Here is a 21,684-nt window from a genome sequence, read left to right on the forward strand (position 1 = left end):
GGGGGGGGATATGCGGACCATTGGCAACGCCATCGGCTGGGCGTTTGGATGTTTTTTGCTGCTCATGAGCCTCGTCTTTCAGACGCAGCGGTTGGGCGATCCGGGCGGCGTGCTGTACCTCATAGGAGGCTTGGCATTACTCCCGCCGGTGAGGCGTCGGATATCCGGGTTCGTGCAACCCTTCACACCGCTTTTTGCGAGCGTTCTGTCATTCCTGCTGTTTATTGCGGGCTGTCTATTGGTCGCCGAAGTCGACAAGGAAGGCGTCGCCCTGGGCTTCGCCGACGGCCCGGCTTATCGGCGGGCGCTTGCGCTTGGATTGACGTCTCCACAGGAGCTTGCGGCGCACAACGCCGCCGAAGCAACCAGGAAGGCCCATGAGGAGCAGCAGGCAGCTGATCGACGGGCGCGGGAAGAGCAGCAAGCCGCAGCAAAGAGGGCTGCGGAGGAACGGAACGCCGCTGCGGCTGCATCAATAGCGAATGAATCTTGCCGCAAGGATTTGCAGTGCTTGGGCGACAAGCATCTCATCAAGGCGTCATTCACCTGCGCCCCGATGGTAGAGCGGCTCGCCCAGTATCAGCACGAATGGACGGATGGGATGCTCGAGGCGAAGTTCTCGCGGTTCCGGTGGAAGAACAAGAATACTGGCGTGGTGACGTTTCTCGGAGACCGCATCAAGTTCCAGAACGGCTTCGGCGCCTGGCAATTCCACATCTATACCTGCGATTTCGATACGGCGAGCGAGACGGTGTTGTCGGTAAATGCATCTCCGGGCCGCTTGCCTGAATAGCAAATGAGGATGAAGTCAGGAGGGTCACCCCTCGTCTTCATCCTCCTCTTCGTCGTCATCCTCTTCGGCGGCGCGCTGTAGAACCGTGAGGATCTGTTCCTCTCCGGATTCCTGCGTATCCACATACCACTCGGACACGATCTCATCGCCGCGCTTGAACACGACTTTGAACGGCCATTCTGGATCGCCGCTCGGGATAACATCGCCAGTCACAAACGGCATATCGATCTCCATGCCCCGCGGAAGGCATCAGCCTTGGCTGGTTCCAAACGGTTGTCAACGTGATCCGGCGCGGCTGGGAGCGAGCTGTGCAAAACGTCGTGTGGCTAGTCTTCCGTTTTCCGGCTTGTACTAGTGTTCCTGCTGAACCGGAACGGCAAGCGGGCGCAAGATGACCCTTGAACGCGACCACATCAGCCATCTCCTCGCAGACCTGTTGGCGGCGCCGTTGCTGAAGTTTCCGAAGAAGGGCGAACGGCTGGTCTGTACGACGGATCGGGGCGTGTACGCCGTTTATGGTGCAGATGGGGGCGTGGAGCACGTCGGAAACACCCCCCGTGGCAAGGATGGGTTGCTCGGACGACTGCAGGACCACCTCAATGGGAATTCCTCTTACACGCGTGCGGTGCACGGTGGCGATGGGGCATGCCTTCGCGAAGGCTACGCGTACCGGTGCCTTGTGGTCGAGGACGCGAGAACGCGCGTGCTGTTGGAGGCGTTGGCGGTCGGAACTCTATGCCCGAGGCATTTGGGCACTTGGTTCTCATGAGTAGCTGTCTTCGGAGGATGCTTCGATGAGGATACTAACTTTGGCACTCGTTTCGTGCTTCGCACTTGCCGGCGCGGCTAACGCAGAGAGCGATACGGAACGCCTCATAAAGCGTGCTGAATCAGGCAACGTGGATGCGCAAGTGCAGCTAGGGCTCGATTATCAGACCGGGATTATGCGCTATTCGGATGGCAGTGGTGTGGAAAGGGATTTTGTCAAAGCGAAGAATTGGCTTGAGGCGGCGTCCTTCCAGGATTATCCGCCAGCTTTCTATCTTCTCGGTGAGCTTTATCAGAGCAGGAAGCACAACGATATCGGTGAGGATGCGAAGCCTGTTATCGAGATCGATCATCCAAGGTCGGCACGGTACTACCTCCAATACGTGACATTGGCCGAGAAGCTGGAACCGAAAGCAGACGGGAAAGAGCGCAAGGTACTCGGAGACATGCTGATGAAAGCCATGGCCAATCTCGGAGATATCTACTTCCGAGATTGCGACGATGGGGCGGGGTGGTTGGCAACGCGTATTGACGGATGCGGGAATCAACCTGGTTGGTCTCTTCCACAGGACTATGCGAAGGCGTTCCATTGGTATCAGAGCGCTGCTGCACGTGGGCAATACTGGGCTCACTACCGGCTCGGCAAGATGTACGAAAGCGGCAAGGGCGTACCGCAGGACTTCAAGCAAGCGATTGAGCATTATCTGAAGGCCGCCGAGGGTGGCTATTCGGCGTCGCGTTCCGCAATCGGCAGGCTGCACCTTGCGATGGGTGACAAGGTTGCGGCCTACACTTGGCTCAACCTTACTGTCAGCGCGGACGACAGTGACAAAGCGCTTATTCAGCAGCGGGATGAAGTTCTGAAATCGCTGACGCCGGAAGAGATTGCGACGTCTCAAGAGCGCGCAAGGGCGTGGTTCGAAGCACAGAAGCAATGAGTGGAAACGCTCATGCTAGTAAGGGATCTCTATGAGCGACGATAACAACCTTGTGGATCTGAACGCACGGCGTGCGGAAAAGAAGCAAGAGGGACGAGCGGCAACACTCGCGAGCTTTCGCCCTTCGCTCGGTGTCATGGCATGGGGCGCGTTGCTCCTGTTCGCTGCCGTCACCTATTTCGGCTTTCAGCGTTCTGACAACGTAGCCACGGCGGATCTGTCCGGTGGCGTGACGCAAAGCGGCGGCATTGACGAATGCGGGCTCATCCGCCGCACGTGCCTCGTTGATGGCGACACGGGGTGGCAGGACGGCACGAAGTGGCGGATGCTGGCGTACGACGCGCCGGAGATGAACGACAAAGCGCAGTGCGACGCGGAACGTGACAAGGCGCGGGCCTCGCTCGCGCGACTCATGGCGCTAATGGCGGATGGCTATACGATCAAGGGAAACGGGAAGACCGACAAATTTAAACGCGCTCTTGTTGATGTGATTTTGAAGGACGGTCGCAATGCGGGGGCCGTGCTGTTGGGCGAAGGTCTGATCCAGAAGTGGCCGAACGAGGGGAACGTATGGTGCGGGCTATGAACGAGCGGGCTTTGGGAAGCATTGTTATCGGAAGAGGATTTCCATGAACGACGATGCACTGGCGTTTCTTGAAAAATGGATTGATGACAACGTCGTTTCCACACCTGCCAACGTACGCGCCGAACGCGCAGAGGATCTCGCCGTCCAATGTCACAGGGAAGCTGTGGAGGCAGGGTTTTCCGAAGAAGAGATGGACGAAGTTCTGGAGGAGGTCAGCGACGGCGCCGATTTGGCGACAATGATTGAGCGGGTTATGTCCAAGCTGGATGACGAAGAAGAGGATGAAGAAGAAGCCTAGGGCTGGTTTGAGTGTTTCTTCATTTCCAACCCACACGCCAAACATGAATATCGGGAAGTTACTCATGTGGAGCCGGGGCGAGTTCAAGGCTGTGCTTGAAGCAAAAGCGCTTCAGCGCAGAGGCGCCACCAGCAAGGCGGAAGAAGCGGCGCTCCTCTATGCGCGGGCTCAGGGGTGGACTGAGGAAGACGGCTTCGACAGGCAAGCTACGGTGAACGAGCTCAACGCACTTCTGGACGGGATGGACGCCGAGGAGTGGGAGGGCATGCAAAAGGCCGCGGCGCACATTGGCGACGCGACCTTCAAGGGTCTGGTCAGTTATGCGGTGAAGAGGATCGCCGATCGCAACGCGGCAGACCTGCAGACTTTGTCTAATCAACCCCCTTCCCGCGATAAACGTGATAGCGACTGGTCATAGATCGTTGATGAGCGGCAGCTCGCACAAAAGGCATTCTCCGTATTGGTGGGGCACCCATCCGCATGAATGGCAATAGTCGCAGCGGAGGCCATGTTCCTTTGCGTAGGTGATGACGGCTGCGGGCCCATGGAGGTCCATGATCAGCCGCAAGGTGAAATGCAGCGCATCCTCTTCATCAAAGCTCTCGTTCTCGTGAGTGATAAGAAGGGTGGACAGGTGTTGTGAGGGCATCGCGTCCGTTCTCCAGGGTTACGGCGGGGGCGTGCAGCATTTCTTCGGCGCGGGCGGATACGAGGTCGTCCCACACGGCGGTGTAGACGGGTTCCCCGATGTCTTGGGCGGCGCGAAGCTTGCGCCGCTCCTCGAGCGTGAGCGTGCAATGGAAGTTGCCTTGGGCGGCTTCCTGAATCCGACGCGGGTAGCTGTCGATGCGCAGGTGCGGTGCATCGGCGTTGGTCACGGTGATGTCGAAACTACCGTCGGGCCTTTGCGAATAACGCACGCGCGGAACGTCTTTTCCCGTCATGGTCACCGTTCCATATCGTCATCGGCGCGCAATGGCCCGCCGATGAGGCTCGTGACGTCTTCATTGCGGATGACGTCGGGGTTGTCCGCGAGACGGAAGCGTTCATCGAGGTTGACCGCGCGGCGGGTGTCGGGGCCTTCCCGTTGCACCATGTCTTCGGCGCGCCTGCAGAGCAGGTCGTCCATCACCGCTTCAAAGACGGCATCACCGGACGTGCGGGCTACCTGAAGCTTCGTGGCCTCCAACTCGGTCATCTTGTCGTTCAGCTCCACACGCGCGGCTTGCCGCACGTGACGCGGGAAGCTGTTGATGCGGTGTTGCCCGTCCCATGAAGTGCGGAAGCTGATGGACAGCTGCTCGCCGGGTTTCCAGTGATAGGACAGGCACCCGGATTGCTCGGTTTCGGTTTTGACACTGTCGGCCTTGGGAGCGGACGCGGGCAGCTTTCCGGCATCCGTGAGGATCGTCTTGAGCTTGAGGTCGTACTCTTCGCGCGAAAGCTTCCCTTCCCGGAACTGCTCATGCAGGTCGGCGAAGGCTTCGTTGATGTCGATGTGGATGTTCATGGCGCCTCCAAAAATTGGGGAGCCGCAAGACGCGGCCCCCCGTCTGGCTGAAGCGACGTGGGGGCTTAGCGGGCGTGCTCGAGTTCCTGTTCGCGCGCCTGCTGGTGCTGGTTCGGTGGACCGGCGTTGTCCTGGTCCATCTCCTTGTTGCGGTCGTAGGTCTGCAGCGACCCCGTCAGCATGGGGTTGCCGTAGCGGTCAAGCTGCGACCAGGCTGCCACGCGCTGCAGCTTGCCATCACCGGGATTGTAGAAGCCGTAGAAGTCGGGTCGTCCCTGGTTATCGGCGTCCTTGGTCTTGTTGGTGAAGAGGATCAGGGAGTCCGGCTCCAGCTTGAACGGCTTGCCGTCTGTCTTGGAGGGGATCTCCACGGCGAGCTTCTGCACCTGCTCCTTGGTGGGCTGGGTGTAGGCGGCGATCTGCGAGTTGGCGGATGCCCCCGCGCGCCCCGAGAGGATGGAAGAACCGTCCTTCTCGCTTGCGTAAGGCCAGAGCGCGAAGCTGCGCTCGTCCTTGGAGTTGGGCAACGTCAGCTTGCCCTGAAAGAGAGGCCGGTCGTCGCCGATTTCCTTGGAGTTGTTCTTAAAGGCGCGGAAGTTGCCGCGATCGGTCTGGTCGTAGGATTTTGCCATGCGGGCTGTCCTCGTTTTGATGTCAAAACATCCGGCACGTGTGCCGGTGGACAGACCATGGGTAATGCAAAACCCTTATACAATCGGCATTTTTGAGCGGTCTGGGTATGGCGTAGCTAGGCGTATCTAGTGGGATATCACAAATTATTGCAGCGGCGTTTGCCTGACCAATAGGGTACGTTTTGGGCTGAATATGACGTGTACGTTAAGGGTTTCTCCATGGAAGGGCAGCACGCTGCGAAGAGAGACAAACCCTCATAGAAGAAACCCCTCATGACGACGTTTGGGAAGCGCGGCACCGCACAAAATCCGCAACAAGTATCACCGCAACGTCCAATGGGTTGGTCGCATGTGCTGGTCTTCGGCGTGATTGCGTTGGGCACCTTCTACCTGGTGTCGTCGATCGGCACGGCACCCAAGGGCTTCGCCTGTGAATTCGGAGCTTCCGCTGACGGCGCGGTCGTTGGCGTGCTGGGGGCCGATGGTCACAACCTTCTGCAATCGCCCGGTGGCGAACGGATCGTCAACGAGAAGGCCACAAAGGCGCTCGGTGAGGTCCACTACCAGCTCGTCGATAATTCAACCATGGTGCAGAAGCAGTGCAGCGACGGGGAATGGGTGCGCGTTCAAATCACCGAACCGGAGTGGTTGCGCGCGAATGTCGGCTGGGTGAAGCGCAGCGCGCTGGATGAGCAGGCTGTTGGCGAGGACGGATTCCGAACCTTTGGGGACGATCACTTTTTCTGGGACAGCACGACCGATATCAAGGATCGGGCTGGCATCATCAAGGCCGTAAACCGCCTCCATCGAGAGGATGCGCGATGCGCAACGTCTATTGCGCCAGCATCCGTCGCGAAATCCCAATCTGAAACCGCGCGCAGGGGTGTTCCAGTTTATTTCATCAACTGCGGACGTGGCGATGCCCTGACCAACGTGTACTTTGAGGCCGAGCGGGCGGGCGTGGCTGTCCGTGAACGCAAAGACAGGTGACGGAGTAAACCCCGGCTGCTAGAGTTTTGAACTAGGGATGGGGTTTCGGACTGAGGTCTGCCGTGAGGTTCTTTCGGGAATTGCTGGTGAAGCCGGCCAAGGGCGGGGACGATCGGGGGATGACGGAAAGTAAGGACACCCTTGGTTGGCAGGTAGGGGTGTTTGCGCTGGAGCGGATTTCACCCGAGCCGAATAGCGGCGCGGGCAGCAGCGCCATCTGGGAATCCTACTGCAATTGGTGCGAGGGCAGGAATGCGGTTCCCCTCGCTTTCTCCGTGTTCCATGCCGAGTTTGACAAGGTTGCGGAAGCGACGGGCATCGTTCGCAGGCAAGTGGGTGCGCATGTGCTCTACGAAGGCATCGCGCTGGGAACTGAAAAGGGTTCGTGATGTGGACGCTCGACAAGCTGCGTGAGGTCGTTTCTGACCGCGGCGAGATGGTCTCTGATGCTTTGACGGTCGGCCGAGTGCTGCTTGCGCACGAACGCTTGCGGGGGCGTACCGAGGAAGACTACCCACGCGACAAGGCGAAATTTGAATTGGGTGTTTTGCTGGAAACGGCGGTGGCTCCCCTTCCCCCGGCCCATTCGCGTGAGTATCCGGGATTGAAGCAATTGCGGTCCTATGCCGCCGATCGGGGGCTGGCGAGAGCAGCCGAGAAGTCCAAGCCTGTGGAACGCGGGAGGCAAGCACCGGTGGCCGCCTCGCCAGCCGTTTCCGTTGCCGTGCGGGAATACACCCGTGCGAAGGACAGTGATCGCGACCAGGGTTAGGGTATTCTGCGAATGGCGGGCGGGGGAACCATCTTTCCTCTATCGGTCTGCCACGCATACCGTTTGTTCAACGCCATCGGGTGGTCCCCACGCGTAGTGAGAATGACCTTGTCGTCGTAGAGCCTTCCGACGAGATCGTGGTCTTCTGCAAGTTTCTTGGTTTCCCCGGTGAAGGGATTGCGGGTCGTACCAAGGCCCGGCTGGATGAATTTGACCAATTGCATGTCGGGCTGCAGGAAGCTTCTGGAGCGGCAGGCATCGACCACACCCTGGTATTTGTTTCCGAACGCTGCTTCCAGCTGCGCGATGTATTGAGCAAACATCCAGAGGCGTAGCCCGGAGCCACGCCCCACGTCCTGCAGTTCCAGGATGCTCTCGAAGTTGCCCAATTGAGGCATCTCGTCGAGGAAGAAGGTGATGGGCAGTTCCCCTTGCTGCATCTGCTTTTTCATCAGGATGCGCGTGTGCTGGATCAGCATGATGCGGATGATGGGGGCGTAAGCCTTCAATTCCGCGGGCGGCACGCAGATGTAAAGCGTGGTGCCGGGCTTGTTGCGAAAATGCTCCGGCCTCCAATCCGAAGTGGCGATGGTCTTTTCAATGGTTGGCGATCGGGTGAACACCGAGAGATAGCGGCGCCCGGTGTCGAGGACACCTTCCAGGCGCGTTCCCCCCGCCTTGATGCCCGCGCGGATGGCGTTGGCGGCGGCTTCAAGGTCGAAGATGCCGGTTCTTTTCGCCATTCTGGTCATGGAATCCAGCAAGAGCTGGATGTCGCTGTCGGGGTCGTCGCTGAAGGGCACGCTCATGAGCTCCGCCAAGCCCTTCATGGTGCGCTTCTCGGGTGAGGCCTTCACGGCGACCATCATGGCGAAGGCCCACATCAGGTCGCGGCCCCTGTTCTCCCAGTAGGGTTCCTTGAGGTTGGGGTCGTCGACCACAACCTGATAGGTCAGCACGGTGGCCTGGTCGGCGGCCTGGGCAGGGTCATTGGAGATGAAGTCGAAGGGGTTGTAGCGATGCGTGCACCGGCTCGGATCGGTGGGGGCAAAGCGGTAGACCGGCCCATAATGATTGGAGCGGTATCCGGCGGTCGCATCCCACAGCTCTCCTTTTACATCGAGGACGATGGCGCTGCCCCGGTACCGAAGCAGATTGGGGATGACTTGGCATTGGCTTTTCCCGGAGCCGGGCCCGCCAATGGTGATGAGGCTTTCCGCCCCCGAGAAGCAAACGGGTGCGCCGGTTGATGCTTCATATCCGAGGACGAGAGTTTCGGGCTTGAAGGTATCGGTATAGTAGCGGCTGCTATGAAGGTCGTTCCGGTCCATCCATTTGGCGCCGGTATCGAGCGCCTGGTGCATCACGGCTTGCGGCAAGGGCTTTGCGGCGGGCGGCAGGTTCTGCGCACGCCGTGAGATGGCGGCGGCAGTGGATGCCATAAACACTTCGTGCTTGTCGAACCACTTCTCCAAAAAGGAGCGGACGACGGAATGCGCGCCATGCGTGGCAGGTAACGCAGCCACAGACGGCTCCGGGTCAAGGCTGCAATTTCCCTCGTTCCATATCATCGTCGCATAGAATTCAACCCAATCGTCGGGCGTCATGAGGTTCTGCGCGGTGAAGGCGGCGTTGGTGCGCAGAAAGGCCTTTTCCTTGTCGGTGAGCGACAGCACCGGGCGCGCAACGATGAACCGGTTGACGATCTTGTAGAGCTCTTTGACCTTGCTGTTGTGTTGATACGACTTCTTCAGATGATCTGCGGTGTGTGCCGCCTGCGCGGCGGGGTTCAGGGTGAAGATGTTGAGGATGGCGCCGGCGGCGTAAGCAATCGTGCTTGGGGCATCCTTGTTGACGTGGTCGTTGATGAACCGTTCGAACTGCTTGGTGTCGGCGAGAGAGGTGAGGTCGGAAACTGGAACGGTCAACAGGCCAGCCGGATTCGCGAGCAGCGCTTGAAGCGCTGGCACGAAGGTATTTTGTGTGTAGTCACCGGGATTGCGGAGCGGGTGGTGCATGTTTTTCTGGGGCCCGGTACGCGACGAGAAGAGTCCTGTCATCGTAGTTCTCGGGGGTTTGATGCTGGATGAAATGGGCGAAGGCGTTGATGAATGTGAGCGGGCCAAGCTCTTCCAATCGTCCCTCCAGCGTTTCCGCCCACTCCGGGTGGAAGGACGTTCCGGAAGCGGCGGGTTTTAGGAAGTAGTTATTGGCGCCATCCGTGGCGACGATGACCGTGGTGATGTGGGGGCTGCGTGATTGCGTGCTGGCGACGTATTGGGACCAGTTGGGGTCGGTGAGGCTGTAGGTTGCCCCATTGGGTTGTGGCGCTGAACAGAATGGGGCCAGCCGGAAGGCCTTTTGACCATGCTCGTCCTCGTGCTCCGATCCCACGGCGATACCGCTGTCACCGACCGTTGCCCCGATGATGGTATCGCCCTTGATGATGACGGCGGCGAATGTGGTGGCGAATTCGTCGGCGGGTGCTTTCTCCTTTGCGGCAAGCTGCTGGATGGCAACGTGTGCCGCATGGAAGGCTTCGATAAGGAGGATGCGGGTGGGATCGGCGCCGTTTGACAGGGCGGCGCCGAGATAAGTGTCGAGTGCGAGGCAGGCGGCAGCACTGCCAAAGCGGCTTTTCTTCTTTGAACCGACACCGTCGGCGGCGGCCATCCAGAAGGCTCCGGAGGCGCCGCCGATGATGTGGCTGTCGTCCATGGGCGCGCCGCTCTCGAAATGCCACGGGCCATGCTGGGCGACGCGGGCGATGAGCCAGGGCGGTACCCAGTTGGTCTCGAGGCGAGCAAGCGGCGCGAGATCATGGCGGACGGGAAGCGTAATGTTTTGTTGCATCAGAGGATGTTGGTGACGTTGTTGGTGCGCAGCTGGATGGCGGCGCTGTCGATGGCGGATTTCATGGCATCGACGGCTCCTACGCCGCCGTAGTTCTTGGTGATGCTGGTGATGGCGACGGTAATGAGCTTGATCAACGTCTCGAACGAGCCGATTTCGCGGCCCATCTCGAATACGGTGTCCTTGCCCGTAAGCTCTGCAAGCAGTTGCTGACCGGTCATCATGCGGCCGTTGATGTCGATGCGCTCGCGGTCACAACCCTTGGGCGACACGAAGTGCAGCATGGTGACCGATTTCTTTTCGGTATTGTTGGCGCCGTTGATGTTGTCGAGGCGCTGCTTGATGGTGTTCCACTTCGCGTCGCCGGGCTTCATGTCGTTCATGGCGCCATCGGTGAGGTGGATGATGTGGGGCATGCCTGACGCGAAGTTGTTGGCGGGATCCCTGTAGTAGCGCAGGCGGTCTCCAATCTGCTGCAGGGCCATTTCGATGGCGGCGCCCGTGCTGGTGGAGGATTCCGGAGTAAGGGTCTGGACGGCGGGGGGAAGGTTTTTCGCGATCGACCACGGCAGAAGTTCGCGGGCTGTGGCGGAATAGCAGATGATGCAGACATCGATGCTGTCCACCTGCTTCTGCAGGTCGCTCGAGGGGGTCGGGTTCCTGAGCGTGTCGAGCAGGATGCTGATGGATTTGTTGATGTGGTGGATGTCGGGGTCGGGTTCGTCACCGGTCGAACCCGATACGTCGATGATGAACACGAAGGGATAGCGCTTGCGCGAGGCCAGCGTCGGAGGGACGAAGCCCGGCCCTGCGAGATTGGTGATCATCTGTTTGGCGATGCTCATGGCGTGCTCCTTTTCTCTGGGAATGACCAGGTGTTGCCGTTGCGGCAGGCGGTTGCGGTGGAGAGATGGCGGAAGCTGCGGCGTAAAAACGTCATGGCGTAGCGGAAGCATCCGCGGGAAAGCTTGGTGACCGTGGCCTCGAGGGACAGGTCCCCCGACGGCATTTCGGTTTGCAGGGTGACCTCTTCCTTTCCGAGCGTTGCGGCATAATCCAGCACCAAGCCGAGATGGTCGACATCCGAGGGCGTGAGGGCGGCGAGTAGGCGACTGCTGGTGCCGGTGGGGAGCGGAAAGTTCCCCACGCGCTTCTTCATGGCGCTGTTGTTGCTGTTGGCGAGCTCCAGTGCGCGAGGCACGTTGGCGTTGACGACGCTGGCCGGGATGTTGAGGGCGTCGGCAAGCGCGGTGATGGACGCGGCTTCAGAGGAAAACGACTGCGCCCCGTCATGGAAGCGGGTGAGCGGCGTGTCGACTGGCGGTGGCGGGGCCTTCCGTGGCTGAGGTTTAAGCAAGGTCGTGACCTGCGCGACGGGTAAGGTCATGGCCTGTTGGAGGGACGGGTCCTTGGTGTTGCTGAGGATGACGAACAAGGCGGTCAGCCCCACCACGGTGAGAACGGGCTTGATGAGGGCGTGCAGCGCTTCCTGCAGGAATTCTCCGATGGATTTGAGGACAAACGTTGCCGCGCGGCCGAGCGGACGCCGCAGCTTGGGGAGGTGTGCCTTGAGGAGGCCCTTGATAATGAGAAAGGTGATGACGAGCACCTTCCACGAGACGGACAGCACCTTTCTGGCGACGTTGAAGGCCGGTTGCGCAGTCTCGACCCATCTCGCAAAGCGCCAATAAGCGTTCGAGTACCCGTAGACGTGGGTAACCGCACGGGGCGGGGCGATGTAGTGGGAATGCATGGCCGTGATTTTCGCCGGGTCAAAGACACCTCCGGTAGTCGGTGAGGATGGTCTCCCACTCGGCGGCGGGTATCGGCGTAGGGCCGGTGAACGTGCGGGTGAAGGCGTCCCTGAGTTTTTGCGGAAGCTCGTTCCAGGCGGCGACGACCGGCGCGGGCAGCGGGAACTGTACGGGGTCGGAAAGCGGGAACTGGCGCTTCTCGATGCGGACATCTTCCGGCGTGTCGCCGCATTGGAAGGGATGGATGGGCATCCCCTTGTCGGCCATCAGCATCATGAACAGGAGGATGGCCAACACGAAGTCGTCATGCGTCGTGGTGAGGCGCCCTGTCCTTTGCAGCGAGGCGTCGGCGCCGGGAGATTTGAACCCCGGCGTCAGCCCCGACAGCCGGAACGTGTACATTCCGTTGTTGTAATCAAACTGGAAGCCGTCGGTATCGATGAACCGCACCTTCGTAAGGTCGGCGGTGATGTGGAAGTTGTTGGGGGACATGTCCCCAAAGACGAACGTCCAGGGATGCCGGTGCATCCGCGCCAGCTGGGCGGCGAGTGTGATGCACAGGAACGCGGTGGTGTCTGGCGTGATCTTGAACCGGGCGTTCTGCTGGGTGACGAGGTCAATGAGGGAGGTGGTCCCCACCAACCGTTCCATGGTGAACCCGAGCAGGGCCTGCTGCGCGTCTTTGGGTTCTCTTTCGTTGAAGATCAGGCGCCGTGGCCAGGTCGCGAAGGACAACGATTTGGCGAGCTCATCGCGATGCAGTCCAAGCGCGATGATGCGCTGGGCATACTTCCTGTCGCTGCGGATGAACTGCAGCACCTTGTCGTTGTAGATCTTTGCGACTAGGGGCGGGTCGGTACGCGGCATGAGCTGGTAGACGGCGCCGGCTCCGCCGGCCGTGCCCATGATCTCACCCAACGTGAAACGGAAATAGTCGTCTTTCTGAGGGTGCAAGCGGGCACCCCAGGCGTGGTCCCCAGGTCCAAGCAACATGGATCAGCAAACTCGCTGCTATTACGGTGAGCGTGTGTGATCTGTGATGTGAGATTGTGCTTGGAGGGGTTGGTAGGACATCTCCCAAGTGCTGCGGTGGAACACCATCTTTGTGGCTTAGCGTAACGCGAGGCGTCAAGAGTGGAAGTTAGCGGTCGCGGTCACGTTCACGCTCTTTCTTCCGATCGTGCTCATTGTCTTGCTTGATTTCTTGCTTGCGGGGCATTGGGGGCGGAGGAGGAGGCTTCTTGTCGGGTGTTGCCGCCGGAGCTGGTGCAGCCTTGTGGGTTTTGGACAGGACATCGCGCACGCCATCACCGACAAACTCGCTAAAGGTCTGGTGCTTGTTCAACTGATCGCGCGCTGCAGCAACGTCATCGCGCGCGTTCATCAGGTCTTGCTTGGAGAGAAGGCCCAACCCGTGCAGTTGGCGGGCCAGATCCAACGTCTCATGGGCATGGCTTAGGTTGCGGAAGGCTTCGAGGCGTGGCGACGGCGCAGGCGGTGCAGCTTTCGGTGTCGGCTGCAACGCACGCTGGGGGCGCGCGTCCGCAGCCGCGGCGGCGTCAGCCTCGGTGGCGCTTCCGTTGTTGGCATTTGGCTGACGCCAAGCGCGCGCATGGACGGCTTCGCGCTGGGATTCGGCTTGTTGTCTCCATTCCTCGCGCAGAAGCGCCTTGTTGGGTTCCTCCTGCATCAGCGTTGCAAGGTCGTCGCGCGCTGCGGCGTGATTGTCGATGGCGCGAACGAGGTCGTCATTGTCGATGAGGCGGCTACGGTGGAGCTCACGGGCAAGGTCAAGCTTTTCGCGGGCTTCCATGACCGCACGCCAGGCTTCCTTGCGCGGCTGGGCATCGGCGCGGGCACGCGCAGGCTCTGCGCGTTCGCGGCGGATACTTTGCGTGCCGCTGCTCCCGTCGTTGTCGTCTTCGGCCTCGCCGGTGCTTTGGCGTTCATGCTGGCGTTTGGCGCGCCACTCGGCGCGTACCTTGTCCTTCTCGGCCTCTTCGGTTTGGTGTCGCGCGGGCGAGGTTTCTGAAGCGGCTGATTTGTCGTGGCCGGGTTGCAGAACGGCAAGTTCGGGAACCTGCGCTGGTGCAACCGGCGGGGTTGCGTTCGACTGAGCGGCTTCCATCTCCCTTCGTTGCGAGAAGTCACTGAATCGCTCGCGGTATAGGGCCTCAAGCCCGGCAAGGCGCACCTCCTTGTTGAGGTCGGACAGCTTCATGAACCCCATGCCGTCGTCGATGACCAAGCCTTGTCCCTTGGCGGTGAGGGTCAACCCTTCCGCGCCCAACAGGCGGGAAAGCTGGTCCCATGAACGCGCTTGCTCAAAGATGGGGTGGAGTTGCTTTCTGCGGGATCTGATTTCCTCGGCGGACCAGCGGTCTTTGGGAACTTCGCGCCCCAAGCGCTTTTCCATCTGGTATTCGCCGTCGCGGACGCGCTTTCGTGCGCGTGCCATCTTCTCGGGCGTATTGTGGCGGCCATCCACCTTGACCATTCCACGTTCCAACGCTTGGCGGGCAATGCTCTGCTCGAAGCGCGCCCAGTCCTTGCTGGTATGCCAAGCCTTTCCCGTTTCCGGGTGAACGCGGTTGACCAGGATGTGGAGGTGGCGGTGATTGGTGTCGCGGTGGGCGGCGAGCACGGCTTGGTGTTCGTTCAAGCCCATGTCGAAAAGGGCGCGGTCGGCCACTTCGCGCATGGTGACGTCCGAGGGCAATTCATCCGGCCGCCACGAGATGATCATGTGGTAGACGGGCTTCTGGCATTTCTTCGATTGCGCGGCGGTGGCGCGCATCATGCCCGGGATCTTGTTCGTATCTTGCACGAACAGGTTGCGGGTTTCCCACCATGCCAAACGCTCGGGATCGCGGGCATCGTCGCGTTTACCGTGCATCAGGTAGTTGAAGCTGCCCCGGAACCCCTTCCCCGGCCGCGGGATCTTCCCGATCATGCCAGCACCTTCTCAAGGGCGGCGGAGCTCATGGTCAGCACGCGCTGGTGCAGCGAGAGGAAATAATAGATTTCGCGTTCGGTGATGGGCACCAAGCCGGTGTTGGCCTGCTTGGCCATCTGGTTCAGGTTGTTCCCGATCTTCTTCAGCTGGAAGGCGATCATCGAGATTTCATGGGCCAGATCGTTTTTGCTGACGACGGCTTTGCGGCGTGGAGGCGGCGCTTGCGTCATGGCGGCGACCACGGCCAGACGCAGGTAATCCCTCTGCAACAGCTTTGCGGCTTGGGCTTCCTTCTCGAGCAGCGTGCTCTCTGACGGGGTGAGGAAGAGCTTCTTTCTGACGGTTGCCTCGGGGTCCCCTGGATCTGCTTGACGTTTGGATGCGGATGATGCTGTCGCTGATGGCGACGGCGTGCTGACGGCTGCCCTGCTGGCGGCGAGAACTGCTTCGCGCATGAAGTGGGCGGGTTTTATCCCTCGTGCTTTGGCGGCCGATCGCACCAAGGCGGATTCATCGTCATCCAACGTGATTTTCGGGCGCCGATTCGACTTGGCGCGCGCGGCGCGCGCGCCCGTTGCGGTGTCGGCGGTGTCCGATGTCATGCAGCTGCAAAGCCCTCCCGGCGTTTGAGGGACAAGCAATTTGGGTCTTGAGGCCGAAGGCCGAATGACCCGCCATAGGGCCCTCTTGGGGGCCCTATGGCATTGCTTGCTCCCAACAATCATTACCTATCATGATGCAAAAATATGGTATAGTTATGATGCATACAGAGCGTGCACAGTCCGGCTCAAGAAATGGCTATGCGAAAAGCAGCTACCAGGGGCTGTCTGCCCCCGGACCCCCGAAGGTTTATTGGACGGTGAACGGAAAAATACACCCCATCAGGCGAAGTGAGAGAGTATTATAGCGTGTTTTACTGTGGTAATGGAGTATCTAAGCGTAGCTTAGCGGGACATGCGACGTGCGGGCGTTTGGGAGCGCTGGACTTGCCAGGGGTGACGCGGAGGGTCGGGTGTCCACTTCAAGCGCGTGCAGAGGGTTTCGAGCGGGAAGGCTTCGACCTGGTCTGGCGTGCATTGGAGGCGCTGGGCGATGTCACCCAGAATCCACGTGCGGATCTCATCCATGGCGCCGTCTTGCACGATGGCCATCTCACCGGGTTCAAGCCAGAGCACCGAGCCCCCTTCCCCGTCTTCTGTGAAATAGCTGATGACCTGAGCGATGCGCGTGCAGTAGAGGCGCACCTCACCATCCGGCATTGACATCTCTCTGAGTATCATGGTGCCAGCATCTGACGCACCAAGGTGACGTGGTGCCAAGGGACCATGGTGCCAACTTAGGCAGGCAGGCATACAGCGTGTACGCTCGTTGTATGCGGTGTGACCAAAATGCAAGGTTGGCGTTGCGCGCAAAACAATTTTCAGAAGATGCTGTCTCGAATGCTGTCTCGAATGCTGTCGTTCGCGGAGTGGTGCGGGTGGCGTGTGTTGTGGTGGCTGAGTGAAGCGGGGGATTGGAGCACATGAAGCAGGGGCAAGGGATGAAGGCGTTGCTAGCCTTAGTGATGGTGTTCTCAGTGTCGTGCGAAGCGGCGGCGGGGAAGAAGCAAGACCAGGCGGTTTTCAAGGCTTGGGAGGAGATGTTTTATCATCGGGCAGTGGTGGCCGGGATTAAGGAGCATTGCCCACATCTCTCGGAGGTTGGATTGATCACGACCCATACGCCAACGCCATCCGATTGGTCGGAGAATGATAATCGGTATGACGTGATGGATCGCTATGAATCGCGGGGTACGGAGCGTGGCGAAAAGGTGGTCAAGTCATTTGTGAAAGAACGGGGTGCTGCGGACTACTGCTCGATGCTTCTTAGGGACTATGGCCCCACGGGGAAGGTGTACGCTGAGGTGGTTGTGGTTTTGCCGAAGCTGACGGCTGAAGAGATGCACGTGACGCTGGGAGAATTTTCAACGCGGATGACGATGACGGAAGCGGAGGCGGCATTCGGTTCTCCCGCTTCGTGTATTAAGCGTGACAATCGCTATCTTGAGTATTGCGTATTCTCGAAGGGAGAAAGTAACTTTCGGGGAAGGCAGTCGGGCGAACTTGTGCGGATGAGGTTCTCGCGAGACGGGCGTGTGTTTGAGCTTGAACGCGTAATCGATCTTCCGGCCGAGATGCGTGAAGGGGATGCCATGGCGCAAGTGCGCGAGAAGTTCGCTTCGTTCGGTGAACCGTATGTTCATGAGAGTGGCGCGAACGTCTGGCGAATCCGGGAAGAGTTAGATGTCGTGGCCACTGTAAACGATCGGCGCTTGAGTATTAGGTGGGAAGACGAAACCTTGAAGGAAGCAAACCTAGACGCGGTTTTGGATGAAAAGCGGCGTTATGAAGGGAAAATAAAGGACGAAGCCGCGAAGGAAAAACTCAAACTATAACGTGGCCAGGTGATGGGATGAGTGGTCCTCCATTCGGGAGCACCTCTTAAAATTCGATGTCCGGTGGGTGTGCTCAGCAGTGGCCTACGGAAACGTGTAGGCCTGTTCAATGGATTGGGGAGAGAGCATCGGCCATTTCTCCACGTCATGCGGAGCCACGCCGTTGACGAACAGGCGCAGGTGTTGCGGCGGAATGCTGTCGTAGGAGACGAAGGTGCCGTTCTGGATGACAAGTTCCAGAAAGATGTCTTCGATGGGCCTGTGTGGGGAGCTACGTTCTTCCGCAAAGTTGGTCATGTAACTAAACGACCAATCCAACCCGAGGCGTTCCGGCAGATCATCACGGAAGAAGGCGAGGCAGGCTTTCTTGCCCTCCTTTACGGGTGGGCAGACGCGCTGCGTTCCCAGTGGCGTGAGGCAGATGATGCTGCTTGCACCGTAACCGAGCGCTGCAACAACCTCGTCCGGGGCGGCCATGTCCGTTTTGGGTTGGAGCCCTTCCAGGAGGATGCCGGGCAGGTTGTCTTTCAAGGTGACGTGGATGAACCACATAAAGCGCAATCCGAGAGCGGTGCGCATGTCGCTCATGTGCGCGAGCATTTGTTGATGGACGGTGAGGGTCATTGGCGGTGTCAGCGCGTGAATGAACGGGTCGGAAGTGGTGGGGTGGGGAAGCGTCCTGCCTTGGTGTTCCAGTAAGCCCAAGAGCGCGGATCAATAATGCCTGGGGGTGCCTTGTCGAGGGCTTCGCGCAGTCCATCGTCACCGATGTGGCGCAACAACAGGTCCATGTCTTCGGGGATGGAGTGCTTCATGGCGTAAGCCATGAGTTCGATCGGGTTCGTAAGGGCCGTGCTTGGCGGTTTGAACCAGACGATGCGCTGTGCGGCCGCTAGGAATTCAGGAGTTTGAGGAAACGGCTTCAATCGTGGCCTCCATCCTGTTTGAGTGTAAGCAGGTCAACGTCGGCGGCAGCCTTTGCCAATCTGGCTTTCACATTCGGTGGAAGAGTGGCGAGATCACCATCGTCGAAATAGGTGAGAGCCTTAACAGTGGCGATGGGGACGAAGACGTCGCCATACACTTTGCGGCCAGCTTGCAAATGGGTGCGTAGGTCTATGCCGGCACTGATGAGGGCATCGATGTCGGCGTAGTCCTTTGCCGCGGCACGGTGTTGGACGACCTCGGCTTTGGTTCCCGCAAGGTCAAGTAACGAGGCAACAGGAAGATTTGTGTCGGATGTGCGCAGAGGGGCGTTGATGCGTTTTAAGTTCGGGAGCCCGAAGAACGAGAGTTTCACTGGTCCGTCGCGCTCAACGATGCAAGTCAGGGTGTTGGCTTCGCGTTGGATGATGCGGGCGCCAGAAAGGAATGAGGTATTTTGGTAGAGGGCGCCTGTGTCGATGGGTTCAAGCGCGAAAAAATCGAAATCCACGGAGACCCGGTGACCGAGTTGGAGGGCGATGGCGGTGCCTCCATAGAGCGTGAAAGACGCTGATAGCTGCGAAAGTTCAGGCCAGAGGCGTTGTTGTGGTTTGGGCAGGATATCGAGGCGGGGCGTAAACGTTTGGCTCACATGGATCGTTCCGGTTGACTGACAGGATTATGGGGCGAGTGGAGGTTGTGCGCAATACCAAGGGCATGTTTCAGCGATGTCAGACCGCGGGGATGGCAATATCAGGAATGACGGAGCCCCCATCCGGGCGCACCACTTCAAACTCGATATCGGCGGCGCGGTCATGCTTGTTCAGGATGCGGAGGTAGAGGCCGCCGAAGCGGTAGACCAGAAAGTCTTCGTTCCCCGTGCGCCACAAGCCAGATTCTACGAGAGCATTTTCCAGCGATGTACACGCCATATCAGAGGAGATGGCTATGCTGTCCCAGCAGGGGTTCGCGGCAAGGGCTTCCTTCGCGGTGAGGATGGCATCGTAGGTTTCTTTGGAAATGGTGCCTTCGTGTCTGGCGTCGATCTCTGAGGGGAGGTTGCAGGCCCAGGCTTGGTCGGAAGCATTGCAGCCGAAGAGGGCGATACGGATTTGATGGGTCATGGTGATGGTCTTTCGTGGCATTGAAACGCAAAACGCGCCGATCGTTCGGCGCGTTTTGGGGAGTGTGGTGTGATGGGTAGTTAGGCGTCGGTACCAAGGCGGGCGTTGCGCGTCCCGTCCATGTAGCGTTCAAGACTGTCCGGATCGGAAGAGACATCGGGCGATACCGGAAGCGGGTCGAACAAGCGGTGGTAGACGTCGAGGATGTTCCAGGCGGCTTCGCTGAGCTGATCTCGGATGGTCAAAGCATTCGTCATGGTCGGGGTCTTTCGTTGATGTTTCGGGCCCTGGCAGGGAAAGCCTCTCTCTCCCTTCCGGCAAGTTCGGCCGCACGCTGCGGGCTCTTGCTCTTTTTGGACAGGGTTAGACGCTTGGTTTGGCGTTATTGAGCGCCAGCTTTATTGTCAGCACACAGAATAACATGATTTTCCTGCTGCGTTTTAGACCAATCGGAACCGGCTGCGTGCTTTCTTGAGTGGTCAGTAACAGGCGTCGGTGATGACAACGTCTTCGCCGAATTCCTTGCGGGCAAGGTCTTGGATGGTGTGCAGCCCAACATGGACGGCGCGGCCGTCGGCGTGGATGGCGGAAGCATGGCCAGAGATGTAGCGCAGGCCTTCGTTTCCCACCTGGTAGAGCAGGGCGATGTCGCGCGGGTCCAGGTGTTTGGCGAGTTCTTCATCGAAATTGAATTCATGCCCGGTTTCCGGATGGCTGCTGGGCCATCCCTCGCCGTTGTCAGCGGCGATGGCGTAGGCGAGGTCTTCGGAGTCCGGGATTTCTTTGCCTGTCCAGTATTCGATTCCGAAGTAACTGCACCAGCGTTCAAAGCGTTTCGGATCGCGGACGCGGAAGTAGTTGGAGCGGGCGAGCAGGACATAGTTCATAGGGCATTCTTTCGTTTGATTTAGTAGACGTAGGGCGGATGCAGGTCTGCATCTCCACCCCACGCGTGTTCTGTCTGGACGAAGCCCAAACGGTTGGCGAAGCGGATCCCCGGCAGCAGATAGAGGCGTTGCCCGTCGGGTTCGAGGTCAACGCATGTCCACCAATGGTGTTCGTCGGGGGTTGGCGGAAGTTCAATCACCTCGTGAAGGTGGCCCTCGTGGAGGGGCTGGAACAGCCGATTGAACGTGCGGCGGCTGCGTGCGCGCTGAAACTGCCGAGCGGGTGGCATGATGGATTTGCGCATGGGTGGCGCGTTCACTTGCCGACGTAGCGCTTCCAGTCGATCTGGAAATTTCGGATGAGGGTGCGCAGGGTGTTGCGGTTGAACCCTGCAAGTTCCGCGGCGCGTGCCTGGTTGCCGCGTGTGCGCTCGAGAAGGAAGCGGACGAAGGCGCGGTTGAGGGCGCACCGCACCTGGTAGCCATTCAGCTTGAGGTAGGCGGGGTAGCGTTGTCTCAGTAAGACTAGCACCGCTTCTTCCAGAAGGTCGTGGGCTGGATCCTGTTCGTAAGGCTGGGTGGTTCCGGTTTTGATGCGGCCAAGCAGGATGGGCGCGGAGTCGGGCAGCGGGAGAGTGGTCGTGTTCATGGCGGTGATTTCTGTTGGGTTGCCCCGTGCGCGGCGGAAAAGCCTCTCTTTCCCTTGCGCCGGTTCATGAGGGGCGGCATCGCCCCTCTCCCTTTCTTGTGCTGGGTCAGGCTTCCGTCAACACGGCGACCTCATTGATCACGATGCCGGTGTGGTCGATCTGCCTTTGAGTGTGGATCTATCGGCTATCTGAAGAACGGCTTTTGCTGCTTCGCGCGTGCAATGGCTAGGAGATGGGTATCGCCAAATCAACGAAACCCGATGCGCCGTTCAAAATGAGCGTTGGCGTATTGAAATTCGGAGAGTATCTCCGTGGATGGCAGTGGTTCACCCAACGTGTGGTCCTTGGTGCCAGTCATCAGATAGTCAAATGCGGTTAAGGTGGTGACGAGAACGTGGGTCACTATGTCTGAGAGGGCTTTGTCGTTAGGGTATTCGTCTGTGGCTCGGCAGACGACGTCTGTTTTTATCAGAGCAGCAAGGACGTGGAAGGCGCCTTTTTTGTAAACGGTGGTTTCAGGCTTGTCGTACTCATCGAATAGCTCTTTGAGTTGGCGGGTCCAGTTCTCGCGGTTTCTGGATAGGGCAGTAAGCGCGGCGGATACTTCTGTCTGAAGCTCCTTTCTTTCGGCGGCAATGGCGAAGTTAATGGTGCCTCCTTGAAGGACGAACTCAGTGCCGTGGATCTGTCCGGCCATATGAGCGACAGCTTCTCTCGCTCGGGCTTCGAGGGCTGGGCGGATTTGAGCTGGCAATGTTTTCTTGAACAGTCCGAACACGTTAGCCTCTTCAGCTGGATTGCTTTCGGGCTTATAC

The 21,684-nt window shown here is 59.3% G+C and carries 31 protein-coding genes; 10 read left to right on the forward strand and 21 right to left on the reverse strand.

Annotation, left to right across the window (positions count from 1 at the left end):
• Window positions 1–10: 10 nt before the first annotated feature.
• Complete coding sequence (locus tag VHO05_RS12755) at window positions 11–793, forward strand: hypothetical protein (protein ID WP_329646956.1); 783 nt, start codon at window positions 11–13, stop codon at window positions 791–793.
• Between the two features lie 24 nt (window positions 794–817).
• On the opposite strand, the gene VHO05_RS12760 is transcribed toward VHO05_RS12755, so the two are convergent.
• A complete protein-coding gene (locus tag VHO05_RS12760; RefSeq protein ID WP_329646957.1) occupies window positions 818–1,015 on the reverse strand; it encodes a hypothetical protein in 198 nt (65 codons plus the stop codon).
• A 169-nt stretch (window positions 1,016–1,184) separates the two neighbouring features.
• Between VHO05_RS12760 and VHO05_RS12765 the strand changes: the two genes are divergently transcribed.
• The 5 genes from VHO05_RS12765 to VHO05_RS12785 are packed head-to-tail and all read left to right on the forward strand — an operon-like array spanning window position 1,185 to window position 3,801.
• Window positions 1,185–1,562, forward strand: a complete 378-nt coding sequence (locus VHO05_RS12765) for a hypothetical protein (protein ID WP_329646958.1) — start codon at window positions 1,185–1,187, stop codon at window positions 1,560–1,562.
• Window positions 1,563–1,587: 25 nt separating this feature from the next.
• Complete coding sequence (locus VHO05_RS12770) at window positions 1,588–2,499, forward strand: tetratricopeptide repeat protein (protein WP_329646959.1); 912 nt, start codon at window positions 1,588–1,590, stop codon at window positions 2,497–2,499.
• A 31-nt stretch (window positions 2,500–2,530) separates the two neighbouring features.
• A complete protein-coding gene (locus VHO05_RS12775; protein ID WP_329646960.1) occupies window positions 2,531–3,085 on the forward strand; it encodes a hypothetical protein in 555 nt (184 codons plus the stop codon).
• A 43-nt stretch (window positions 3,086–3,128) separates the two neighbouring features.
• Window positions 3,129–3,383: a hypothetical protein gene (locus VHO05_RS12780; RefSeq protein WP_329646961.1), complete on the forward strand. Its 255-nt coding sequence runs from the start codon at window positions 3,129–3,131 to the stop codon at window positions 3,381–3,383.
• Window positions 3,367–3,801: a hypothetical protein gene (locus VHO05_RS12785; protein ID WP_329646962.1), complete on the forward strand. Its 435-nt coding sequence runs from the start codon at window positions 3,367–3,369 to the stop codon at window positions 3,799–3,801. Before VHO05_RS12780 ends, VHO05_RS12785 begins: the two co-directional genes overlap by 17 nt.
• A 175-nt stretch (window positions 3,802–3,976) precedes the next feature.
• Here VHO05_RS12785 and VHO05_RS12790 read toward each other — a convergent pair whose 3' ends face one another.
• The 3 genes from VHO05_RS12790 to VHO05_RS12800 form a co-directional block, all read right to left on the reverse strand.
• On the reverse strand, window positions 3,977–4,327 hold the full coding sequence (locus VHO05_RS12790; RefSeq protein WP_329646963.1) for a hypothetical protein: 351 nt from the start codon (window positions 4,325–4,327) through the stop codon (window positions 3,977–3,979).
• Between the two features lie 2 nt (window positions 4,328–4,329).
• Window positions 4,330–4,893 carry a hypothetical protein gene (locus VHO05_RS12795; RefSeq protein WP_329646964.1) on the reverse strand — a complete coding sequence of 188 codons (564 nt, stop codon included), beginning with the start codon at window positions 4,891–4,893 and terminating at the stop codon, window positions 4,330–4,332.
• 65 nt (window positions 4,894–4,958) lie between these two features.
• Entirely contained in the window at window positions 4,959–5,525 is a 567-nt protein-coding gene (locus VHO05_RS12800; protein WP_329646965.1) for a hypothetical protein, read from the reverse strand.
• A 336-nt stretch (window positions 5,526–5,861) separates the two neighbouring features.
• Between VHO05_RS12800 and VHO05_RS12805 the strand changes: the two genes are divergently transcribed.
• The 3 genes from VHO05_RS12805 to VHO05_RS12815 all read left to right on the forward strand — a co-directional run bounded on the left by VHO05_RS12805 (window position 5,862) and on the right by VHO05_RS12815 (window position 7,287).
• Complete coding sequence (locus VHO05_RS12805; RefSeq protein WP_329646966.1) at window positions 5,862–6,515, forward strand: hypothetical protein; 654 nt, start codon at window positions 5,862–5,864, stop codon at window positions 6,513–6,515.
• A gap of 86 nt (window positions 6,516–6,601) precedes the next feature.
• Window positions 6,602–6,904: a hypothetical protein gene (locus VHO05_RS12810; RefSeq protein WP_329646967.1), complete on the forward strand. Its 303-nt coding sequence runs from the start codon at window positions 6,602–6,604 to the stop codon at window positions 6,902–6,904.
• Window positions 6,904–7,287, forward strand: coding sequence for a hypothetical protein (locus VHO05_RS12815; RefSeq protein ID WP_329646968.1), 384 nt, complete (start codon window positions 6,904–6,906; stop codon window positions 7,285–7,287). Before VHO05_RS12810 ends, VHO05_RS12815 begins: the two co-directional genes overlap by 1 nt.
• On the opposite strand, the gene VHO05_RS12820 is transcribed toward VHO05_RS12815, so the two are convergent.
• The 8 genes from VHO05_RS12820 to VHO05_RS12855 form a co-directional block, all read right to left on the reverse strand.
• Window positions 7,284–9,347 carry a type IV secretory system conjugative DNA transfer family protein gene (locus tag VHO05_RS12820; RefSeq protein ID WP_329646969.1) on the reverse strand — a complete coding sequence of 688 codons (2,064 nt, stop codon included), beginning with the start codon at window positions 9,345–9,347 and terminating at the stop codon, window positions 7,284–7,286. The two genes, VHO05_RS12815 and VHO05_RS12820, sit on opposite strands and share 4 nt — an antisense overlap.
• Window positions 9,277–10,140: a protein phosphatase 2C domain-containing protein gene (locus VHO05_RS12825; protein ID WP_329646970.1), complete on the reverse strand. Its 864-nt coding sequence runs from the start codon at window positions 10,138–10,140 to the stop codon at window positions 9,277–9,279. The genes VHO05_RS12820 and VHO05_RS12825 overlap by 71 nt, the downstream gene beginning before the upstream one ends.
• Window positions 10,140–10,985 carry a VWA domain-containing protein gene (locus VHO05_RS12830; RefSeq protein WP_329646971.1) on the reverse strand — a complete coding sequence of 282 codons (846 nt, stop codon included), beginning with the start codon at window positions 10,983–10,985 and terminating at the stop codon, window positions 10,140–10,142. The genes VHO05_RS12825 and VHO05_RS12830 overlap by 1 nt, the downstream gene beginning before the upstream one ends.
• The gene (locus tag VHO05_RS12835) at window positions 10,982–11,893 is read right to left on the reverse strand and encodes a hypothetical protein (protein ID WP_329646972.1); all 912 of its coding nucleotides are present in this window, start codon (window positions 11,891–11,893) and stop codon (window positions 10,982–10,984) included. Before VHO05_RS12835 ends, VHO05_RS12830 begins: the two co-directional genes overlap by 4 nt.
• A gap of 19 nt (window positions 11,894–11,912) precedes the next feature.
• Complete coding sequence (locus VHO05_RS12840) at window positions 11,913–12,800, reverse strand: hypothetical protein (protein WP_329646973.1); 888 nt, start codon at window positions 12,798–12,800, stop codon at window positions 11,913–11,915.
• A 235-nt stretch (window positions 12,801–13,035) separates the two neighbouring features.
• Complete coding sequence (locus tag VHO05_RS12845) at window positions 13,036–14,847, reverse strand: relaxase/mobilization nuclease domain-containing protein (protein ID WP_329646974.1); 1,812 nt, start codon at window positions 14,845–14,847, stop codon at window positions 13,036–13,038.
• Window positions 14,844–15,374 carry a MobC family plasmid mobilization relaxosome protein gene (locus VHO05_RS12850; protein WP_329646975.1) on the reverse strand — a complete coding sequence of 177 codons (531 nt, stop codon included), beginning with the start codon at window positions 15,372–15,374 and terminating at the stop codon, window positions 14,844–14,846. The genes VHO05_RS12845 and VHO05_RS12850 overlap by 4 nt, the downstream gene beginning before the upstream one ends.
• A gap of 420 nt (window positions 15,375–15,794) precedes the next feature.
• On the reverse strand, window positions 15,795–16,109 hold the full coding sequence (locus VHO05_RS12855) for a hypothetical protein (RefSeq protein ID WP_329646976.1): 315 nt from the start codon (window positions 16,107–16,109) through the stop codon (window positions 15,795–15,797).
• 263 nt (window positions 16,110–16,372) lie between these two features.
• Between VHO05_RS12855 and VHO05_RS12860 the strand changes: the two genes are divergently transcribed.
• Entirely contained in the window at window positions 16,373–17,284 is a 912-nt protein-coding gene (locus tag VHO05_RS12860; RefSeq protein ID WP_329646977.1) for a hypothetical protein, read from the forward strand.
• 84 nt (window positions 17,285–17,368) lie between these two features.
• On the opposite strand, the gene VHO05_RS12865 is transcribed toward VHO05_RS12860, so the two are convergent.
• From VHO05_RS12865 to VHO05_RS12905, 9 genes are all read right to left on the reverse strand, one after another.
• A complete protein-coding gene (locus VHO05_RS12865) occupies window positions 17,369–17,908 on the reverse strand; it encodes a hypothetical protein (protein ID WP_329646978.1) in 540 nt (179 codons plus the stop codon).
• Window positions 17,909–17,916: 8 nt separating this feature from the next.
• A complete protein-coding gene (locus VHO05_RS12870) occupies window positions 17,917–18,210 on the reverse strand; it encodes a hypothetical protein (protein ID WP_329646979.1) in 294 nt (97 codons plus the stop codon).
• Entirely contained in the window at window positions 18,207–18,860 is a 654-nt protein-coding gene (locus VHO05_RS12875) for a nucleotidyl transferase AbiEii/AbiGii toxin family protein (protein ID WP_329646980.1), read from the reverse strand. The genes VHO05_RS12870 and VHO05_RS12875 overlap by 4 nt, the downstream gene beginning before the upstream one ends.
• 79 nt (window positions 18,861–18,939) lie before the next feature.
• Entirely contained in the window at window positions 18,940–19,332 is a 393-nt protein-coding gene (locus tag VHO05_RS12880) for a hypothetical protein (protein WP_329646981.1), read from the reverse strand.
• Between the two features lie 80 nt (window positions 19,333–19,412).
• Complete coding sequence (locus tag VHO05_RS12885) at window positions 19,413–19,589, reverse strand: hypothetical protein (RefSeq protein ID WP_329646982.1); 177 nt, start codon at window positions 19,587–19,589, stop codon at window positions 19,413–19,415.
• 222 nt (window positions 19,590–19,811) lie between these two features.
• Complete coding sequence (locus tag VHO05_RS12890; RefSeq protein ID WP_329646983.1) at window positions 19,812–20,219, reverse strand: hypothetical protein; 408 nt, start codon at window positions 20,217–20,219, stop codon at window positions 19,812–19,814.
• Window positions 20,220–20,239: 20 nt separating this feature from the next.
• Complete coding sequence (locus VHO05_RS12895; RefSeq protein ID WP_329646984.1) at window positions 20,240–20,524, reverse strand: hypothetical protein; 285 nt, start codon at window positions 20,522–20,524, stop codon at window positions 20,240–20,242.
• Between the two features lie 11 nt (window positions 20,525–20,535).
• A complete protein-coding gene (locus tag VHO05_RS12900) occupies window positions 20,536–20,868 on the reverse strand; it encodes a helix-turn-helix domain-containing protein (protein ID WP_329646985.1) in 333 nt (110 codons plus the stop codon).
• A 248-nt stretch (window positions 20,869–21,116) separates the two neighbouring features.
• Window positions 21,117–21,647: a hypothetical protein gene (locus VHO05_RS12905; protein ID WP_329646986.1), complete on the reverse strand. Its 531-nt coding sequence runs from the start codon at window positions 21,645–21,647 to the stop codon at window positions 21,117–21,119.
• Between the last annotated feature and the right edge of the window lie 37 nt (window positions 21,648–21,684).

The sequence above is a fragment of the Hyphomicrobium sp. genome (assembly GCF_036262015.1).
In the GTDB taxonomy this organism is placed as follows: domain Bacteria; phylum Pseudomonadota; class Alphaproteobacteria; order Rhizobiales; family Hyphomicrobiaceae; genus Hyphomicrobium_C.

Coding starts and splice junctions, on each gene's coding strand:
- VHO05_RS12785 (WP_329646962.1), top strand. CDS start 3,367: ATGAAGAAGAAGCCTAGGGCTGGTTTGAGTGTTTCTTCATTTCCAACC.
- VHO05_RS12885 (WP_329646982.1), bottom strand. CDS start 19,589: ATGACGAATGCTTTGACCATCCGAGATCAGCTCAGCGAAGCCGCCTGG.
- VHO05_RS12855 (WP_329646976.1), bottom strand. CDS start 16,109: ATGCCGGATGGTGAGGTGCGCCTCTACTGCACGCGCATCGCTCAGGTC.
- VHO05_RS12825 (WP_329646970.1), bottom strand. CDS start 10,140: ATGCAACAAAACATTACGCTTCCCGTCCGCCATGATCTCGCGCCGCTT.
- VHO05_RS12765 (WP_329646958.1), top strand. CDS start 1,185: ATGACCCTTGAACGCGACCACATCAGCCATCTCCTCGCAGACCTGTTG.
- VHO05_RS12880 (WP_329646981.1), bottom strand. CDS start 19,332: ATGACCCATCAAATCCGTATCGCCCTCTTCGGCTGCAATGCTTCCGAC.
- VHO05_RS12815 (WP_329646968.1), top strand. CDS start 6,904: ATGTGGACGCTCGACAAGCTGCGTGAGGTCGTTTCTGACCGCGGCGAG.
- VHO05_RS12760 (WP_329646957.1), bottom strand. CDS start 1,015: ATGCCGTTTGTGACTGGCGATGTTATCCCGAGCGGCGATCCAGAATGG.
- VHO05_RS12830 (WP_329646971.1), bottom strand. CDS start 10,985: ATGAGCATCGCCAAACAGATGATCACCAATCTCGCAGGGCCGGGCTTC.
- VHO05_RS12835 (WP_329646972.1), bottom strand. CDS start 11,893: ATGCATTCCCACTACATCGCCCCGCCCCGTGCGGTTACCCACGTCTAC.
- VHO05_RS12860 (WP_329646977.1), top strand. CDS start 16,373: ATGAAGCAGGGGCAAGGGATGAAGGCGTTGCTAGCCTTAGTGATGGTG.
- VHO05_RS12805 (WP_329646966.1), top strand. CDS start 5,862: ATGGGTTGGTCGCATGTGCTGGTCTTCGGCGTGATTGCGTTGGGCACC.
- VHO05_RS12890 (WP_329646983.1), bottom strand. CDS start 20,219: ATGAACTATGTCCTGCTCGCCCGCTCCAACTACTTCCGCGTCCGCGAT.
- VHO05_RS12775 (WP_329646960.1), top strand. CDS start 2,531: ATGAGCGACGATAACAACCTTGTGGATCTGAACGCACGGCGTGCGGAA.
- VHO05_RS12780 (WP_329646961.1), top strand. CDS start 3,129: ATGAACGACGATGCACTGGCGTTTCTTGAAAAATGGATTGATGACAAC.
- VHO05_RS12770 (WP_329646959.1), top strand. CDS start 1,588: ATGAGGATACTAACTTTGGCACTCGTTTCGTGCTTCGCACTTGCCGGC.
- VHO05_RS12845 (WP_329646974.1), bottom strand. CDS start 14,847: ATGATCGGGAAGATCCCGCGGCCGGGGAAGGGGTTCCGGGGCAGCTTC.
- VHO05_RS12865 (WP_329646978.1), bottom strand. CDS start 17,908: ATGACCCTCACCGTCCATCAACAAATGCTCGCGCACATGAGCGACATG.
- VHO05_RS12790 (WP_329646963.1), bottom strand. CDS start 4,327: ATGACGGGAAAAGACGTTCCGCGCGTGCGTTATTCGCAAAGGCCCGAC.
- VHO05_RS12755 (WP_329646956.1), top strand. CDS start 11: ATGCGGACCATTGGCAACGCCATCGGCTGGGCGTTTGGATGTTTTTTG.
- VHO05_RS12840 (WP_329646973.1), bottom strand. CDS start 12,800: ATGGGCACGGCCGGCGGAGCCGGCGCCGTCTACCAGCTCATGCCGCGT.
- VHO05_RS12820 (WP_329646969.1), bottom strand. CDS start 9,347: ATGACAGGACTCTTCTCGTCGCGTACCGGGCCCCAGAAAAACATGCAC.
- VHO05_RS12795 (WP_329646964.1), bottom strand. CDS start 4,893: ATGAACATCCACATCGACATCAACGAAGCCTTCGCCGACCTGCATGAG.
- VHO05_RS12895 (WP_329646984.1), bottom strand. CDS start 20,524: ATGCGCAAATCCATCATGCCACCCGCTCGGCAGTTTCAGCGCGCACGC.
- VHO05_RS12800 (WP_329646965.1), bottom strand. CDS start 5,525: ATGGCAAAATCCTACGACCAGACCGATCGCGGCAACTTCCGCGCCTTT.
- VHO05_RS12900 (WP_329646985.1), bottom strand. CDS start 20,868: ATGAACACGACCACTCTCCCGCTGCCCGACTCCGCGCCCATCCTGCTT.